This window comes from Thalassotalea hakodatensis (assembly GCF_030295995.1).
GTDB classification, from domain to species: Bacteria; Pseudomonadota; Gammaproteobacteria; order Enterobacterales; family Alteromonadaceae; genus Thalassotalea_C; species Thalassotalea_C hakodatensis.
Genome location: NZ_AP027365.1, coordinates 2,978,867 through 2,995,287, shown reverse-complemented (window position 1 = coordinate 2,995,287; position 16,421 = coordinate 2,978,867). Strand labels below are relative to the sequence as shown.

At 38.9% G+C, this 16,421-nt stretch carries 16 protein-coding genes and 1 other RNA gene; 10 read left to right on the top strand and 7 right to left on the bottom strand.

The window, feature by feature from the left end; all coding sequences use genetic code 11:
• Positions 1–49: 49 nt before the first annotated feature.
• From QUE72_RS13250 to QUE72_RS13240, 3 genes are all read right to left on the bottom strand, one after another.
• The gene (locus tag QUE72_RS13250; RefSeq protein WP_286269485.1) at positions 50–412 is read right to left on the bottom strand and encodes a hypothetical protein; all 363 of its coding nucleotides are present in this window, start codon (positions 410–412) and stop codon (positions 50–52) included.
• A 22-nt stretch (positions 413–434) separates the two neighbouring features.
• Complete coding sequence (locus tag QUE72_RS13245; RefSeq protein ID WP_286272985.1) at positions 435–1,061, bottom strand: sulfotransferase; 627 nt, start codon at positions 1,059–1,061, stop codon at positions 435–437.
• A 79-nt stretch (positions 1,062–1,140) separates the two neighbouring features.
• A complete protein-coding gene (locus tag QUE72_RS13240; RefSeq protein ID WP_286269484.1) occupies positions 1,141–2,469 on the bottom strand; it encodes a sodium/glutamate symporter family protein in 1,329 nt (442 codons plus the stop codon).
• Between the two features lie 409 nt (positions 2,470–2,878).
• Between QUE72_RS13240 and QUE72_RS13235 the strand changes: the two genes are divergently transcribed.
• From QUE72_RS13235 to QUE72_RS13210, 6 genes are read left to right on the top strand one after another with little or no spacing between them, the layout of a single operon-like run.
• Positions 2,879–3,655, top strand: a complete 777-nt coding sequence (locus QUE72_RS13235) for a DUF3450 domain-containing protein (RefSeq protein ID WP_074495956.1) — start codon at positions 2,879–2,881, stop codon at positions 3,653–3,655.
• Positions 3,656–3,666: 11 nt separating this feature from the next.
• Positions 3,667–5,046 carry a MotA/TolQ/ExbB proton channel family protein gene (locus tag QUE72_RS13230; protein ID WP_074495954.1) on the top strand — a complete coding sequence of 460 codons (1,380 nt, stop codon included), beginning with the start codon at positions 3,667–3,669 and terminating at the stop codon, positions 5,044–5,046.
• Between the two features lie 3 nt (positions 5,047–5,049).
• Entirely contained in the window at positions 5,050–5,577 is a 528-nt protein-coding gene (locus QUE72_RS13225; RefSeq protein WP_286269480.1) for a MotA/TolQ/ExbB proton channel family protein, read from the top strand.
• A 23-nt stretch (positions 5,578–5,600) separates the two neighbouring features.
• The gene (locus QUE72_RS13220; protein WP_074495949.1) at positions 5,601–6,014 is read left to right on the top strand and encodes an ExbD/TolR family protein; all 414 of its coding nucleotides are present in this window, start codon (positions 5,601–5,603) and stop codon (positions 6,012–6,014) included.
• Between the two features lie 2 nt (positions 6,015–6,016).
• Positions 6,017–6,637 (top strand): energy transducer TonB, encoded by a 621-nt coding sequence (locus QUE72_RS13215; RefSeq protein ID WP_074495947.1) that lies wholly within the window; start codon positions 6,017–6,019, stop codon positions 6,635–6,637.
• 22 nt (positions 6,638–6,659) lie between these two features.
• Positions 6,660–7,937 (top strand): tetratricopeptide repeat protein, encoded by a 1,278-nt coding sequence (locus tag QUE72_RS13210; protein WP_286269479.1) that lies wholly within the window; start codon positions 6,660–6,662, stop codon positions 7,935–7,937.
• Between the two features lie 82 nt (positions 7,938–8,019).
• Here QUE72_RS13210 and QUE72_RS13205 read toward each other — a convergent pair whose 3' ends face one another.
• Positions 8,020–8,382 carry an RnfH family protein gene (locus tag QUE72_RS13205; RefSeq protein WP_407704924.1) on the bottom strand — a complete coding sequence of 121 codons (363 nt, stop codon included), beginning with the start codon at positions 8,380–8,382 and terminating at the stop codon, positions 8,020–8,022.
• On the bottom strand, positions 8,375–8,818 hold the full coding sequence (locus QUE72_RS13200) for a type II toxin-antitoxin system RatA family toxin (RefSeq protein WP_286269477.1): 444 nt from the start codon (positions 8,816–8,818) through the stop codon (positions 8,375–8,377). The genes QUE72_RS13205 and QUE72_RS13200 overlap by 8 nt, the downstream gene beginning before the upstream one ends.
• Before the next feature lie 99 nt (positions 8,819–8,917).
• On the opposite strand from QUE72_RS13200, the gene smpB reads away from it, so the two are divergent.
• Entirely contained in the window at positions 8,918–9,406 is a 489-nt protein-coding gene (smpB, locus tag QUE72_RS13195; protein WP_074495940.1) for an SsrA-binding protein SmpB, read from the top strand.
• Positions 9,407–9,493: 87 nt separating this feature from the next.
• Positions 9,494–9,845, top strand: a transfer-messenger RNA (tmRNA) gene (ssrA, locus tag QUE72_RS13190).
• A 311-nt stretch (positions 9,846–10,156) separates the two neighbouring features.
• On the opposite strand, the gene QUE72_RS13185 is transcribed toward ssrA, so the two are convergent.
• Positions 10,157–10,849, bottom strand: coding sequence for a LytR/AlgR family response regulator transcription factor (locus QUE72_RS13185; RefSeq protein ID WP_286269476.1), 693 nt, complete (start codon positions 10,847–10,849; stop codon positions 10,157–10,159).
• Complete coding sequence (locus QUE72_RS13180) at positions 10,849–12,042, bottom strand: sensor histidine kinase (RefSeq protein WP_286269475.1); 1,194 nt, start codon at positions 12,040–12,042, stop codon at positions 10,849–10,851. Before QUE72_RS13180 ends, QUE72_RS13185 begins: the two co-directional genes overlap by 1 nt.
• A 267-nt stretch (positions 12,043–12,309) precedes the next feature.
• On the opposite strand from QUE72_RS13180, the gene QUE72_RS13175 reads away from it, so the two are divergent.
• Together QUE72_RS13175 and QUE72_RS13170 are read left to right on the top strand one after the other, a co-directional pair.
• Positions 12,310–13,194 carry an ABC transporter ATP-binding protein gene (locus QUE72_RS13175; protein WP_286269474.1) on the top strand — a complete coding sequence of 295 codons (885 nt, stop codon included), beginning with the start codon at positions 12,310–12,312 and terminating at the stop codon, positions 13,192–13,194.
• Positions 13,195–13,206: 12 nt separating this feature from the next.
• Positions 13,207–16,419 (top strand): M1 family aminopeptidase, encoded by a 3,213-nt coding sequence (locus QUE72_RS13170; RefSeq protein ID WP_286269471.1) that lies wholly within the window; start codon positions 13,207–13,209, stop codon positions 16,417–16,419.
• Positions 16,420–16,421 lie beyond the last annotated feature (2 nt).

The following is a 16,421-nucleotide window of genomic DNA, read 5'->3' as shown; positions in this document are numbered from 1 at the left end:
AAAAAGCTCTTTACTGAAAAGTAAGGGGCTTTTTTAATGGTTAAAGGTGTTAAATGAGTATGAACAACATACCAAGGTAAACAGTAGCAAATAAAGAGATGATAACGGTACGGTGAGGAATTGCGTGTAAACATAAACTTGGCATTGCTTTGAAGTATTGCCAAGTAGGAAGAAATAAAACACTGTATTTCTCAAAAGTAAGATAGCGTTTTTTTATTTTAATCATCAACAATTTTAAGCCAGTTAAGTAAGCGATAACAAAAGTCGATGCACCCACCACTTCTATTAGTGCCATTAGCTCCATACCTATTATTAGCTCAGGTCCTGCAAGCAGTAAGACAATAATAAATGCGAGTGATTTCCATATGCCTTCGCCTATCGCGACGCGAATAGTATGAATAATAGATAGCAATGTGTTAATCGTTATATCCTTGTTAAAGTGAATAAGGTAGGGCGGTTGCTCTTCCCTTTCTTGTTGATGCCACTTTCTTGGGATGTTCTATATCTTTCCAGGCGGTAACTTTACCGCCTTTGTTTAAATGTTCAAAATGGGTTGTGTCAGTTTTAATGGATAAAAATTTGCTCAATTCTTCTACCGCGTTGCTTTGCTGAATATTAATAGACAGTAACTTGCTTGGCTGCTGATTAAAATAATGTAAAACCTCTTGTTGATGTTTTACATAGGCTTGCGATAAAAAAGCATCATCATTAATGTTATCAAAGGTAAATGGTGAGAATGTTTGTTGATAACAGCGTTTGATTATTGAGTTAAAACCACCATCTGTGCGTGTTACATTCTCATACATCCGTTGTAATAACTGCTTTATTGACGGTAGCCAGTCAGTAAGCTCGCGCTCAAGTAAGACAAACTTACTATTAGGGTAGGCGAGATCAAGTGCTTTGTAGTCGGCAAACATGGGGGTATCGGCTAACACTGTAGCAAACTCAAAGGTTTTATCGGTATACGCGGTATGTGCAACATGAAAGCCAAAATCTAAACACATTTTACAAATACTCGTGGTACCCGTTCGGGGTAAGCCAATGATAAACACTTTGTTAATGTTAGTAGTATTCAAATTTATTAAACCAACTTATCTTTATAGTTCCCCCGTGATTATAAACGTTTAACTGTTCTGACCGCTACTCATTCTGGTAACGCTTTTTATAAAACGTAAACCCACTAATGATCGAGATGAGTATCGTTGTCATAATCGCAGTGAATACCCATGGCCCGAAGTTAGCGATGGTAGGGATTGCCAATGCAGTAACAATTCCGCCACCTACAATTGGTTCGTATAAAGGCTGCTTGTAACTAAAAGGTCGGATATGTTTATCTGGCGAAGTTGTCGCTTGTTTTAACATTAATAACCCAACGGCAGTCGTCCCCATTGATTGACCTACTTCACCAATGCCTCGCACTTTCCAGTCTTTGTTAAAGAACCAGCTGCCAAAAATAAAATAAATAGCGGTACTATAAACCACACCAACAACGCCTAATAATACAATGCTCTGCCAATATTCAGCAAGTACAGATAAATTTAATGCACCTAACGCCGCGACTATTAGTAAGTCGAGTGATAGATTAGATAATAAATTAATTTGATAATTACTGATGAGGTTACCTGCACCGGTTTTATTTAAAATTACCTGAACTAATAACCCTGTAAGCATCGCAACTGGGAACAGCGGCATATATTTAAAAATTGAAATTGATGTTTCAGGAAAAAGCTGTTCTTCCGCAACTTTCAAACCAGATAAGGCTAACCAAGCAAGCATGATCACAGAGCCTAAAATGGCAAATTGCAACCCGAAAGGCCTATCTTTTACCTCAAGGTTGTTATCATCATCAGTCATTTCAAGTTCTTGGTTTGAACCGCCAACTTTATTCGACATGATTGTGCCTAAAGTAATTGCACTGATGAGTCCAATAGTAGCGATGCCTAAGCCTAAATCTATGCCTTTAGCGAAATCAAGCCCTTCAAAGGTTGATTGTAAGCCAGCTACCGTAACGTGTCCGCCTTGAAAGCCTATGGCAATTAAGGCCCCTGCAAACGCTTTAGTATCAAATAACGGCACTAAAATGAGTAAGGCTGCGATCATACCTACGATGTACTGGCCGATGGCGATGGTATAACCAAAGCTAAGGTTGGGTAAACTTTTATTAACAGACTGTTTTATTGTCGGAATTTTTTTACCTAAAAATAAACCAGCAAATACAACAACAATTAAATACCCAGGTAACTTTTTCCAGATATCAATCACGGTATCATCAATCCAAAGTGATTGTTCTTTGAGGGTAATGTTAATGAATTGACCAAGTAGCTGCGGACTTAACAGTAAAGCAAGAGCTCCTGCTATGAGTGAAGAAGGAATAATAAATCTTTTAAGCAATGTGTGTTTTATCGCGTTTCCCAGCATTAATAGAAATGCTAATAACAATAGTGATTTAAAAAACACTGCTAATTCCATAACCTTTTTATCCTTATTGATGTTAAAACAATACATTTAAGGTGATTAAGCAATAACTACTCCAACTCTTTTTGTTGTTTAACTTGTTGATTTAAAGTGTTTATTTTTGTTGTTGTTACGGTGGGGAGCAATAATGATTAAGCCGTATGAACTTTTTACTAGGAAACGTATAAATACTACAGAAAGTAAACATCATGTATTGAATCATTTCTTTTCGGCGGGCTAAGTGATTGATGTACTTTATTCCTTGTAAAAAAATTGTCATTTATTTGTCATTTAATAAAGTTGCAATATTCCTGAAACTTTACTGTCACAATTAGTTATTACACTTTGCTTCATTATTTACTCGGAAAAACAATTTGTTTTTCCAGCTGCTTTTATGCAGTTCACACATAATGAAGGTTTAACTATGAAAATGTTCAAGTTGGCTCCTACAAGTTTGTTATTCGGCGCCATTACCTTGTCCTTGTCAAGCGCAGCAGCTCAACAGACAGACGTAAAAGATGTTGTTGAAGCCGGTAAGAAAATAACCGCTTCTGCGAATAAATCACAAAAGCGTGTTGATCGTATTAGCGAACAAATTCAAACCAAACTTCAACAGTTCAAAGCATTAAATAAAGAAATAGATGGTTTGAATGTTTATAACCAACAGATGCAAACACAGGTTGAAAACCAACAAACAGAATTAGCCCAATTAGCGGTGTCGATGGAACAAGTCAGTGTTATCGAACGTCAAGTTTCACCATTGATGGCACGTATGATCGAATCTCTTGCACAGTTTGTGGCGCTTGATGTGCCATTTTTACCTGAAGAGCGCAACAACCGTATTGAAGCATTACAGCGAACATTAACTCGTGCTGACGTATCTGTTTCTGAAAAGTTTAGACAGGTGTTAGAAGCTTACCAAGTGGAAGTTGATTACGGAAGAACCATAGAAGCTTATACCGGTTTACAAAACGTTGCGGGTGAAGAGCGTGATGTAGATTTTTTGCGTATTGGTCGCGTGAGCTTAGTTTACCGTACCCGTGATGGACAGCACATGGGTATGTGGGATCAGCAAAGTGAAAGTTGGCAACCATTAGATGCTAGCTATCGTACCGATATCAACAAAGCCTTACGCATTGCACGCAAACAGTTAGCCCCAGATTTAATCGTGGCACCTGTTGTACAAACATCTGCTGAGTAAAGAGAAAAACGATGAAGAAAATGACCAAATTATTGACCACATTATTACTTGGCACGTTGGCTACAAGTGTATTTGCTCAACAACAAGCTGCATCACTTGACCAACTGTTAAAGCAGTTAGAGCAAGGACAGATTGCTCAAAGTAAAGAAAATAAACAGCGAGAAGCTGACTTTAACGCACGTAAAGCACAGCAAGATCAAATGTTAGCTGATGCGAAAAATACTCGTGATCAAGCTGTCAAGTTGAGTACAGAACTTGAAGAAACTTTTCAAAATAACGAAATTGAACTAGGTAATCGTATCGAAGCGCTAAATAAGCGAATGGGTGAGTTAAAAGAGCTTTTCGGTGTATTACAACAAGTTGCAGGTGATGCTCGCAGTAAGTTCACAACATCTGTGGTTTCTGCTCAAATTCCAGGCCGCGGGGAGTTTTTAGACGAATTCGCTCAAAGCATGGGCTCTACATCAAAGCTGGCGTCTATCGAAGAAATTGAACGTTTATGGTTTGAGCTTCAACGTGAAATGACGCAAAACGGTAAAGTGCACAAATTCACCCGAGAAGTTGTCGCGGCAGACGGCTCGAAGTCGCCTCAAGAGGTTATTCGAGTTGGTGGTTTTAGTTTAGTTTCAAAGGGTAAATACCTTGAATATATCGATGAAACAGGCTCTGTGGCTGAACTCATTCGTCAACCGAATAGTCGTTATTTATCGTCAGCACAAACATTAACGTCAAGTAATGGTGATGTAGTGCCATTTGCGTTAGACCCAACAGGCGGTTCAATTTTAAGTCTACTTGTTCAAGCGCCAGATACACAAGAGCGAGTTGATCAAGGTGGAGCGGTAGGTTATGTCATCTTAGCCATCGGTGCTGTTGGATTACTTATTGCCCTTGAACGTTTCATCACCTTATTTTTAATGGGCAGCAAAATTAATCGTCAATTAAAAACGGATGTGGCCTCAAACGATAACCCATTAGGGCGCGTCATGCTTGTTAAGGATGAGAACAAACATGCAGATACTGAGACGCTAGAATTGAAATTATCAGAACGTATTTTAGCCGAGGTGCCCAAAATAACGAGCCGACTAACGTTAATAAAAATCGTATCAGTAGTTGCACCGCTTATCGGTTTATTGGGTACGGTAACGGGTATGATCAATACCTTCCAAGCCATCACATTATTTGGTACAGGTGATCCTAAATTAATGGCTGGTGGTATCTCTCAAGCGCTTGTTACCACAGTATTAGGCTTGGTTGTTGCTATTCCAATGGTCTTTATCTCAACGTTATTAAACACGCGTAGTCGCGGCATTATTAATATTTTGCAACAGCAAAGCGCAGGCATCATAGCTGAGCGTGCTGAAAGCGAAGAATTGGCGAAGAAAGGAGCTTAGCTCATGGTTGTATTCATCGAGTTGATGAATAGCATACGCGAATTTTTGGACACCGGTGGTCAGGTACTTACAGTTATTGCCGGTGTTATATGCCTGATGTGGTTACTTATATTCGAGCGTTTGTATTTTTTCTTTGTAGGTTATCAAAAAATGAAGAAACACATGATGCAAACGTGGCAAAGCAGGGGAGAACGAAGTTCTTGGAATGCTGAGCAAATTAGAATAGCCAATGTATCTAGGGTCACAGAATCGCTAAACCATAATGTGGCATTAATTCAAAGTTTAGTTGTTTTATGTCCGTTATTAGGTTTACTCGGAACTGTTACCGGCATGATTGAAGTATTCGACGTAATGGCTATTTCAGGCAGTGGTAATGCCCGTTCAATGGCATCTGGGGTATCAAAAGCAACCATACCTACTATGGCTGGTATGGTTGGTTCATTATCTGGCGTATTTATTGTCACTTGGTTACAACGTAAAACCAAGCGTCGTACAGAGCAAATGGAAGATGCGCTGCCATTAGCGCACTAAATTTGAGATTAAGAGGTTAGAACATGCGTTCTCAATTATCAAAAGTTTTACAAGAACAAGAAGAAGCTGAAGAAATTAACATGACACCGATGCTTGATGTTGTGTTCATCTTGCTTATTTTCTTTATTGTTACGGCTTCCTTTGTTAAAGAGGCAGGCATTGAAGTAAATCGTCCTGAAGCAGCGACTGCCGTAAAAAAAGAGCGTGCCAATATTCTTGTGGCTATTAGTGATAAAGGTGAAATTTGGATCAATAAACGTCGTGTTGATGTACGTGCAGTACAAGCGAACATTGAACGTTTAAAGGCTGAAAACCCACAAGGTACAGTTGTTATTCAAGCGGATAAAAAAGCAACGACTGACGTATTGATCAAAGTGATGGATTCAGCAAGAGCAGCAGGTGTATTCGATGTATCAATTGCAGCGGAAGAGGCTTAGTAATGTTTGATAATGTCACTCGATATGCAATATCTTTCGCATTAGCGGTATTGGTGACGATTGCACTATTGTGGAGTATGCAACGCCTTATTGCTGGTGGTAACAATGTTATGTCTGAGCCACCGCGAGGCAATGTACTTGATTTTATTCGATTAAAACAAGAGGAAACGGTGCAAAAGAAAGAGCGTAAGCCACAAAAGCCGCCAACGCCAAAAACACCACCTCCACAAATGCAGCAACCGCAAATGCAGCAAGCAAACCCTAATGCTAATGCCGTAAGCACCAACTTTACTGCTGATGTTCAAGCAGATACCGGTTTATCTGGCGGTTTAAATTTAAGTAGTGCAGATGGCGACTATTTACCGATCGTTAAAGTGGCGCCAATTTATCCAAGACGAGCTCAGTCAAGAGGGATAGAAGGTTATGTCATCGTTGAGTTTACGGTAACGAAAAATGGCTCAGTGCGAGACCCAATCGTACTTGAAGCAAAACCCGAAGGTATTTTTGATGCTGCTGCAAAGGATGCGGCTTTAAAGTTTAAGTACAAACCACGGGTTGTTGATGGTGAAGCAACGGAAGTTGCAGGTGTTCAAAATAAAATTTCTTTCGAAATTGACGGTTAATCACGAATAAGAGAGAACGATAATGAAATCAATAATTGGTATGTTACTCGGTGTATCTGTTCTATATACAGCACCTACTTTCATTACTGGCGATGCTCAAGCAGAAGAACAGCGTGAGTCAGTGCGAGTGCCCGCAATGCGTAATCGTGTTTATACACAATTAGCCCGCGCTCAACAAATTGCTGACGATGGTGATAGGCCCGCAGGATTAGCAGTATTAGATGAAGTAAAAACGCGTATCGACAGTATGAACAGCTATGAAAAAGCGATGTTGTGGAATTTTTACGGTTTTATGTATTACGCTGATGAGAATACTGCAAAAGCCATAGAGAGTTTTAACAAGGTAATTGCTGAGCAAGCTATTCCAGAGTCTTTACGCATGTCGACGCTTTATTCGCTTGCGCAATTATCAATGCAACAACAAAACTATACGCAAACGCTTTCTTATTTAACTCAGTGGAAAAATGTCAATACCAAAGCGTTAACGTCGCAGCAGCATGTATTATTTGCTCAGGTCTATTACCAAGCTAAGCAGTATGAAAAATCACTAGTCGCTATTGAAAATGCAGTTACGTTAGCGAAACACAATGGTGAAATACCCAAAGAAAATTGGTTAGTGTTACAACGTGCAAACTATTATGAGTTGAAACAACCAGAGAAGGTCACAGAAGTGATGGAACTCATGGTTAAGTTGTACAGTAAACCAGAATATTGGTTGCAGCTTGCAGGGATGTACGGGGAAATTGGCCGCGAAGATAAACAAATGGGAGCGATGGAATCGGCATGGCAAGCAGGCTTTATTAGCAAAGCGCAAGATATTATTACCTTAGCACAGCTTTATCGCTACAATAATGTGCCTTATAAAGCTGCTGTGTTGTTAGAAAAAGAAATTGCACAGGGTAATGTGATTGCTAATGAAAAGCACTTAGAAATGCTAGCACAATCGTTAATGGCGGCAAAAGAAGATCAAAAAGCAATACCAGTGCTTGTGAAAGCTGCTGAAATAGCAGAATCAGGTAAGTTTGATGCGCAATTAGCACAAGCTTATTTGAATACTGAAAAGTGGCAATTAGCAATAGAATCTGCCGAAAAGGCCATTGAGCGGGGCGGTGTAACACGACTTGGTGACATGCATTTAATCGTAGGCATGAGTCATTTTAATCTGAAAAACTTCACTGAATCAATGTCAGCATTTGAAGAAGCAGAGCAAATTAAATCATCTGCAAAATCAGCAAGTCAATGGCTTAAATATGTTGCTCGTGAAAAGTTACATCATGACCAATTAGCCATGCTAAATTAATCACTATCAGGTATATACATTAAGTTTTGTACGAGACGTACTTTGCAATGAAATAGTCTAACGGGAGGTTAATCCTGTTGGGCTATTTTTCGTTACTGCCTCGCAAAGGGTTCACTCTACCGCCGGTAACTTTATCTGCGCGCCCTTCATTTTTTGCTTTTTCTGCTCGGCGTTTTCTTACTTCTTTAGGATCGGCAATAAGCGGGCGATATATTTCAATGCGATCAAAGTCTTGTAAAGTATCTGTTAACTTCGCTGTACGGTTCCAAATACCCACTTTATTGACGGATAAATCAATTTCTTTAAAGGTAGATTTTATATCTGAAGCCTCAATGGCTTGTTCAACGGTGTAATCATCCGGTACCGTAATGGTTAAGATCACTTGCTTTTCAGGCGTCCCATAAACTACTTCAATTTGAATTTTTGGCTTTGGGGTGTTATCCAATGTTTGCTCCATAGACGTGTTTAGCACGCTCAGTAAACGCTTGTACCATGTTGTTTGCAATGTTATTAAACACACGGCCAAAGGCTAAATCAAGCACTTTACTCGAAAACTCATAATCAAGATGTAAACTGACTTTACAAGCCTCTTCGGATAAAGGGGTTAGCTGCCACTTGCCATTAAGATATTTAAAGGGGCCATCAAGCAACGACATATGAACCTGTTCATTCTCAACAAGCGTATTTTCTGTAGTAAACCATTTTTTTAAGCCACCTTTTGACACTAGCAAAGAAGCGGTCATTTTATCGGGTGATTGCGCGATAATTTTACTGTCGCCGCAGTCAGATAAAAACTCGGGGTATGCAGATACATCATTAATTAATTGATACATTTGCTGACAATTAAACATCACTAACGCATTACGACTGATAACTGGCATTTTTCCCCCTAGAATTTGGCCGAGTATAATAGCAAAGGCTTGGTATAATTGTCGAAAATGATTTCATTCGTCCGCAGTCTGCGTATAATGAGCGCCGTTATGGGAAAGAAAAAATCAAAACAATCAAATAGCAATACAATTGCGCTCAATAAGAAAGCTCGTCACAACTACGATTTGTCTGACAAATTCGAAGCAGGTATGAGTCTTCAAGGTTGGGAAATTAAAAGTATCCGCAGCGGCAAGGTCAATATTTCTGACTGTTACGTGATGGTGAAAGACGGCGAAGCATTTTTAGTGGGAGGTGAAATTTTACCGTTAAATGCTGCCTCTAGCCATGTGGTATGTGATCCGGTAAGATCTCGAAAGCTATTACTCAATCGTCGCGAACTAGATCGCCTGATAGGCGCTGTAGAACGAGATGGCTATTCTTTAATAGCGACCGCGATGTATTGGAAACAATGCTGGGTAAAATTAGAGTTTTACTTAGGTAAAGGTAAGAAAACACACGATAAACGTGCTGATATTAAAGATCGTGAGTGGCAGATTGATAAAGGCCGCTTAATGAAAAACAAAAACTTGAATAAATAACATACAATCAATTGGTTAAAATTTATCACGTTGTTTATTTCATCAAAGCGCAGTACAATAAGCGCTTGAGAGCAATCTCAAAACTTTGGGGCGGATTTAGGATTCGACGGGATTCGCGAAACCCAAGGTGCATGCCCAGGGGCGGTTGGCCTGGTAAAAAGCCGCAAAACTATAGTTGCAAACGACGAAACGTTCGCACTAGCAGCTTAATGCTAGCCATCCCCACAAAGCTTTACCTGTAGGCTAGTGGTGCGATGGTCATAGAATACTAGGTTAGCGAGGGAACCTTGTCTGAGGGTGAACCGCGAAACAGTATCAGACTCACCAGAAAGAAGCCTGTCGTTCGGCGTCTGACTGGTTAAACAAATGATCGACTAAGCATGTAGTACCGAGGATGTAGGTTTTTCGGACGGGGGTTCAACTCCCCCCCGCTCCACCACCTTCAAAAATTAAAGCCACTCTTTAGTGGCTTTTTTTTCGCCATTAAAACAAGACTGGATCTTATACCAATTAAATTAAACATTTGGTCATTTAGCGAAAGATAAAGGGTTAGAGGCAAGGCATTGATGGAAAGCATGAATGGTCGCTCAGGAGAACGTGCTCCTGTGTTCTCTAATAAGCTACGTCCGTGTAATGTTCTTGTTCAAATCAATAACAAAGCCTATAAGCTTTTTAAACTAACTCATTAGTACTTTGTTCCCTAAATAATCAAACCATAGAATGACAATGCTTAAATTATTGGGTAGTGACTTATTTTGTCCATTCATTAAGTGTTTTTTTATATGTTTGCCCAATAGGCAGTGAAGCGCTTCCTATCTGTATTTTATTACTCTGTATTGATTTGACTTTATTTTTTGCAACAATAAACGATTTATGGATGCGGATAAATTGCTCACTAGGTAACTGTTTTTCAAACTTCACCATTGTTTGTTGAATAATGATTCTATGGCCCGTTAAATAGAGAATACTGTAATTACCATACGCTTTGATGTATTCAATATCAGCGAGTTGTACTTGATAGTGCTGTTTATCACCTTTGACAAAAATTGTTTGAGTTGTGTGAGTTGTTGAACCGGTGTTTGTTATACTTTCTTGTTCAGAAACTTTATTAATCGCTTGAATGAACCGAGCTAAACTAAAGGGTTTTAGCAGGTAGTCGACTACATTGAGATCGTATCCTTCAAGCGCATATTCTTGGTAAGCAGAAGTCACAATAACTTGTGGTGGGTGTTTTAAAGTGCGCAGAAAGTCAAAACCTTTTAGTTTGGGCATATTGATATCAAGAAATATTAATTCAACATCGTGATTTTTGAGGTACTCTAATGCTTGCAACGCGTTATAGCTATTGTTGGTTAACGAAAAATGGGGCATATCGGTACAATAGTCTTGGATAATGCGGTGAGCAATTGGTTCATCGTCGATGATCATATAGCGAATAGTCATCAGGTTAATGCTCCTGAAATATTTGACTCAGATAAAGTCAGTACCAGTATTACATGGTAGCGATTTTGTGAATCGGTAATTGTTAATTGATGTTTATCGGGATACAACAACATGAGTCGCTTACGTAAATTACTTAAGCCAATACCTATAATGTTGTTTTGCTCCGTGGGATCATAATTATTGGCGATTTCAAAGGTAAGTTGTTGCCTTTTAACAGTAAGGTTTATCAATACATAAGCATTGTCGGTTAGTTTCTCTACACCGTGTTTATACGCATTTTCAATTAAATTGATAAAAAGCAATGGCGGCACTTTAATATCTTGTTCAATGGCAGTATTAAAACTGACAGATACTCGCTTTTGAAAACGAACGTGCTGCAATTCAATAAAATTATTCAGATAATCTATTTCGTCTTGAAGACTTACCCAGTCATGTTGGCCTTGATAGATGATATAACGCATCATACCCGATAGGCGTAAGATCAACTCAGGTGTTTGATCTGACTTTTCCAGAGCTAAGCCATACAAATTGTTGAGCGTGTTAAAGAAAAAGTGAGGATTAATTTGGCTTTTTAATAATGAGAGTTCAGCGTAAGTACGTTCGTTTCGTAATTGTTGATTTAGCTTCCATAAATTGACAACCCAGCTCACAATCATATGTAAAAATAGTAGCCAAAATACCATGCGTAATTGGAAGTGAGGCCCGTATGGATCACTTTGATCCATGGTGGGGCTGATCAGAAATATAACCAACAAAAAAATCGCGTAAACCAAATAAAATCGCCATTGCTTATGACTCATTACTTCGTTTACTTGTGGCATTTTTTGCTGAACGTAGCTCACGATGTAAAACAATAAGAGTGCGTAGGCTAATATAGCGCCGCTATTGTAGAGCAAACGATGCTGTGAAATCTGCTCTAATGTCATCAATAAACAACTCATCATAATGAATGTTAGTGCAGTCTTAACGAATGGAACCCTGTGGAGAAATTTTGGGCTGCGTTGTTGTCGAACCTTGATAAACACCAAAAATAAAAACAGTAGGTAAGATAATACGATATAGGCGCTAGAGACTAAAAAAAGGTCTTGCTGGGTGCTATTGAAAAAAGTGATTAACGTACTACAAATAGCTACCGTTGCAATAAGTACCATCATAGCGGTTTGATGACGGCGAATAGTAAACCAGTTGAGCACCCAGAAATACTCCGGTAATTAGATAAAAGTATTGATTGACACTACACGCTTTAGGGGGAATTTTCCATTTTCGTTGGTTTTTATTGATGAACGCTTATTTTTAGCTGAGCAACTCATAAAAATGCAGGGTATAACACAATAACGTGCATTATTATTTGTTTATCCTAACAAATGACAACTTGGTCATATTTTTTAGCTAAAGATAGCCTTTATTTTTTCCTCAACACACAATCGAAACCATCTTTTTTCAATTGTAGCTAACATAAAATGGCCCAAGAAAACTCTCTCAGCATTCAGCAAGTGGATAAATCTTACGCTGGCAAAGGTAAGGCGTTAAATAAAATTACCATGGAAATAACTAACGGTATGTTTGGTTTATTAGGACCAAATGGCGCTGGAAAGTCTACTTTGATGCGCAGCATTGCCACCTTACAGCCAATTGATAGCGGAAAGATAGTGTTTAATGGTTATGATATTAGTCTTGAACCTAATCGAATTCGCAAGGTGTTAGGTTATTTACCACAAGAGTTTGGTGTTTATCCAAAGGTGTCAGCAGAGGTACTGTTGCATTACCTCGGTCAACTCAAAGGAGTAACAGATAAAAAAACACGTCAAAAACAAATTGATTACTTATTAGAGCGCACCAACTTAACCAATCATCGCAAACAGGCTGTGGAAGAATATTCCGGAGGTATGCGTCAGCGCTTTGGTATTGCTCAAGCCTTATTAGCTAACCCCAATATTCTTATCGTTGATGAACCTACTGCGGGGCTTGATCCACAAGAATGCCATAGTCTTCATAACCTATTGTGTGAGCTGTCTGATGCGATGATTGTCATTTTTTCAACTCATATTGTTGAAGATATTCAAAACCTTTGTCGTGACATGGCGGTACTAGATAATGGCCAGCTACGCTTTATTGGTTCGCCGCAAGCGCTGATTAACCCGTTATCCAATCGCTTGTGGCAAGCCGAAATGAGCAGTGAAAATGCTGCGCAATTTCGCAATGACTTTCACGTTCTATCAACACGCTTTATTGGAGGTCGTTGTCAGGTTCGATTGGTTGCTAAGCAGTGTCCAGTCGCCAATTTTTCGAAAGCAACTCCCGATCTACAAGATGGTTATTTTCACTTGTTAAAGCAAGCAGTTTAAGGAATTCGAACGATGAAACAATTATTGTTTTTTGAAAGCTATATAGCATACAAGCAAAGATCAGTACTGGTGTTAGCTATGTTGGCATTTGTTTACGGCATTTTGATTAACATTCAGCAAATAGGTGAGGGTATGAACTTAATTGCCCTTAATTCACCTTACCGTATTAGCTACTTTTTAACATTAACTTCAATTTGTTTACCTTTCACTGCTGCATTATTTAGCATTAACACTTTGCTTAAAGATAGAGAATATAAATTTGAAGGTATTACAGCAACATTATCGAGTAATAAAGTATTACTTAGTCGCTGGTTGGTGATTCTCAGTTTCATGTTAATGTTAAGTTTATTGTTGATGGTTGGGATGGCTTTTAGCTTAATGATCAACTCAGGTGACCCATCATCGCAACTACCTTTAAATGTGTTTGATTTTCTATGGCCTTGGCTGTTGGTTGTAGTTCCGAATACGTTACTGGTTACTAGTATATTGATCGCCGTTACTACTTTTTGGAAGAGCGCAAAGGTCAGTTATGCGTTAAGTGTCGTATTAGTGATGTTTGCTTGGCTTGCGTTGATTATTATTAATGCGCCTATTACTGGTGAATCTGCTTTATCAATAAGTGGTTGGACGAAGGTATTAGCGATATTAGACCCATTCGCTAGTAGTAGCTTTTTTGAACAGACACAGTTTTGGACACCAGCTGAAAAGAATCAACTAACGATTCAGCTCGATGGTTATATGTTAATAAACCGTTTATGGGTTATAGCATTGGCAATAAGTATTTTTGGTTGGTTATGGCATAGCGTAACCACTACACCAAACTATTTATCACTAATATTGCCAGTTAAACCTGTTGTTAAGGACGATAAGCAAATAGTCGTTAAAACATCAAAAGTTATCTGCGAGCCAAGCTTTCAACACTTTTGGATTAACTCATTTACCCAACAAGTCAGATTTTATTGCGAACAATTACTTGCGAATTGGCCTGTACGTATTTTGTTAATAATATGGTGGTGTATGAGCATTATTGGCATTTTGATGGTGGCAGGCGTGTTTAATAGCGGAGAGTTTTCGGGTAAATACACGACTAGTGCTGAATTAATTGGTCAAGCAGGTGAAGCATTTAATATTTTTTCTTTAGTAATCTTGGTGTTTGTCATTGCCGAAGTATTATGGATAGAGCGCGATCATAAAGTGAGTGGACTGTTAATGACAACGCCATTGTCAAGTACTGCTAGCTACGTTGCCAAGCTTACCAGCGTGTTGTTGCTCCCCATTATCATGCTGGTGTTAATGCTAGGCTCTTGCCTTGTCTATCAACAGTTTTTTACCGACTCTAACATTGAGCTTTCATTGTATGCTTTAACAAGCTATTACTCTCTAACACCTATCATTTACCAAACTATATTGTTATTTTTGGTGCAGAGCTTTGTGGCGAATGCTAGTTCAGCTAATAAATATCTGGCTATGCTAGTCAGTGCGTTAATATTAGTTTTTATCAGCCAGTTTTTGGCGTCAATGGGAGTACATTCTCCATTGGCACAACTAAATCAATTTCCGAATCTCACGCGTGGTTACTCAGCAATAGCTGGCTTTGCTGGCAAAGAAATGCTATTTAATTATTTGGCACTTTATTGGGGGATGTTTGCCATTTTTGCTGCGCTACTAAGCCAGCGATGGTGGTTAACGCGTGATCGATTATCTTCCGTTTCAATTATCACTTTTAAAGGGGGGATAGTCTCATTTAGCGTGTTTATCTTGATAGGGGTATGGCTTGCTGTTCAAATGCCTATCTATGCGCATCAAAATAGTGAAAAGCATTTATTGGCGGCAAAGGCTGATTATGAGAAAAATTATCAGATTTTTGCCAACATGCCACACCCTGAGTTTAGCCAAACTGACATGACAGTGGATATTTATCCCAACAAAGAACGTATTCATATTGCTTCCATAAACAAGATCACCAACTACTTTGATCGAGCCATTGAGCAGGTGCTTATTTCTAGCAAGCAACCCCTTAATAAAATTACCATCGAAGGGGCTGTCTTACAAAAGCAACAGACAAGTATACTTGGAGAAGTTTATGTATTTGAGCTCACTCAACCTATGCAACCAAACGAGCATCGCGAATTAAGCTATACCTTAACAATGCAATCACAACCTTTCGCAATTAATCCTGGTATTGTAGACAATGGTGTTTATTTGCATCAGGGAAATTTTGAACCGTTATTAGGTTATGCTCCTATGCTAGAAATTAGCGATAATTTTACTCGCGAGCAATATAATCTCCAACCGAAAGCTGAAAAGCATCAACATGATCTGCGTTTGATGACAAAAAAACGCAAGCTTAGCGCGACACTTTCGACTGTTCATACACAAACGGCGTTTACTTCAGGTAAATTACTTAAACACTGGCGTCAAGGCAAACGTACTTACTTTCAATATCAAATAGATAAACCGATTTATCCAATAGTAGGTTATTTTTCTGCTGAGTATCAAGCGCATCATTTTGATGCTAGCGGTACTCCAGTTACGCTGTATTTTCATCCTCAGCATCAACGTAATATTGAGGAAATCGCTCATGCAACACAATTTACCTTAGCCTATATGCGACAACATTTCGGTGATTACCCTTATTCTTCATTACGATTAATCGAAGTTCCTATTTATCATCCTTTTGGAGGGAAAGCATCAGCTGGCATTGTTGCGTTAAATGAGCGACTCTTTTTGCAGGATTATCAAGATAATGCAGCAATAAATAACGTTGCTAGAAATACGATACATGAAGTCGCTCATCAGTGGTTTGGTGAAAAACTCGTGCCTAAAATTACCAAAGGTGAAAAAGTGCTTACCGAATCAATAACCAAATCAATTGAGGCTGATGTATTAGGCTTGATGTATGGCGAAAAAATGAAACAAAGCTTGATGGCCTTCAATTTACGTCGCTATCAAAGTGGTCGTGCGTTTGCAAATGATGACGAACCATCGTTATTAGATGCTCAAGGGCAAGCTTATCTTACATATGGTAAAGGGCCAGTAGTCTTTCAGCAACTTAAACAGCATCTTGGTGAAGAGCAATATCATCAAGTGTTAAAAGCGTTTATTATTGAACATCAGCATGATATGAAGGCCACGTTGACAGAGCTTGTAAAACGATTTGCAAAAAAAAGTGCTTCGCCAGAATATGTGGAAGCGTTATTTTCAACACCGGGTTTAACAGATTGAGC

Coding starts and splice junctions, on each gene's coding strand:
- QUE72_RS13240 (WP_286269484.1), bottom strand. CDS start 2,469: ATGGAATTAGCAGTGTTTTTTAAATCACTATTGTTATTAGCATTTCTA.
- QUE72_RS13235 (WP_074495956.1), top strand. CDS start 2,879: ATGAAAATGTTCAAGTTGGCTCCTACAAGTTTGTTATTCGGCGCCATT.
- QUE72_RS13230 (WP_074495954.1), top strand. CDS start 3,667: ATGAAGAAAATGACCAAATTATTGACCACATTATTACTTGGCACGTTG.
- QUE72_RS13225 (WP_286269480.1), top strand. CDS start 5,050: ATGGTTGTATTCATCGAGTTGATGAATAGCATACGCGAATTTTTGGAC.
- QUE72_RS13220 (WP_074495949.1), top strand. CDS start 5,601: ATGCGTTCTCAATTATCAAAAGTTTTACAAGAACAAGAAGAAGCTGAA.
- QUE72_RS13215 (WP_074495947.1), top strand. CDS start 6,017: ATGTTTGATAATGTCACTCGATATGCAATATCTTTCGCATTAGCGGTA.
- QUE72_RS13210 (WP_286269479.1), top strand. CDS start 6,660: ATGAAATCAATAATTGGTATGTTACTCGGTGTATCTGTTCTATATACA.
- QUE72_RS13200 (WP_286269477.1), bottom strand. CDS start 8,818: ATGCCAGTTATCAGTCGTAATGCGTTAGTGATGTTTAATTGTCAGCAA.
- smpB (WP_074495940.1), top strand. CDS start 8,918: ATGGGAAAGAAAAAATCAAAACAATCAAATAGCAATACAATTGCGCTC.
- QUE72_RS13185 (WP_286269476.1), bottom strand. CDS start 10,849: ATGACTATTCGCTATATGATCATCGACGATGAACCAATTGCTCACCGC.
- QUE72_RS13175 (WP_286269474.1), top strand. CDS start 12,310: ATGGCCCAAGAAAACTCTCTCAGCATTCAGCAAGTGGATAAATCTTAC.
- QUE72_RS13170 (WP_286269471.1), top strand. CDS start 13,207: ATGAAACAATTATTGTTTTTTGAAAGCTATATAGCATACAAGCAAAGA.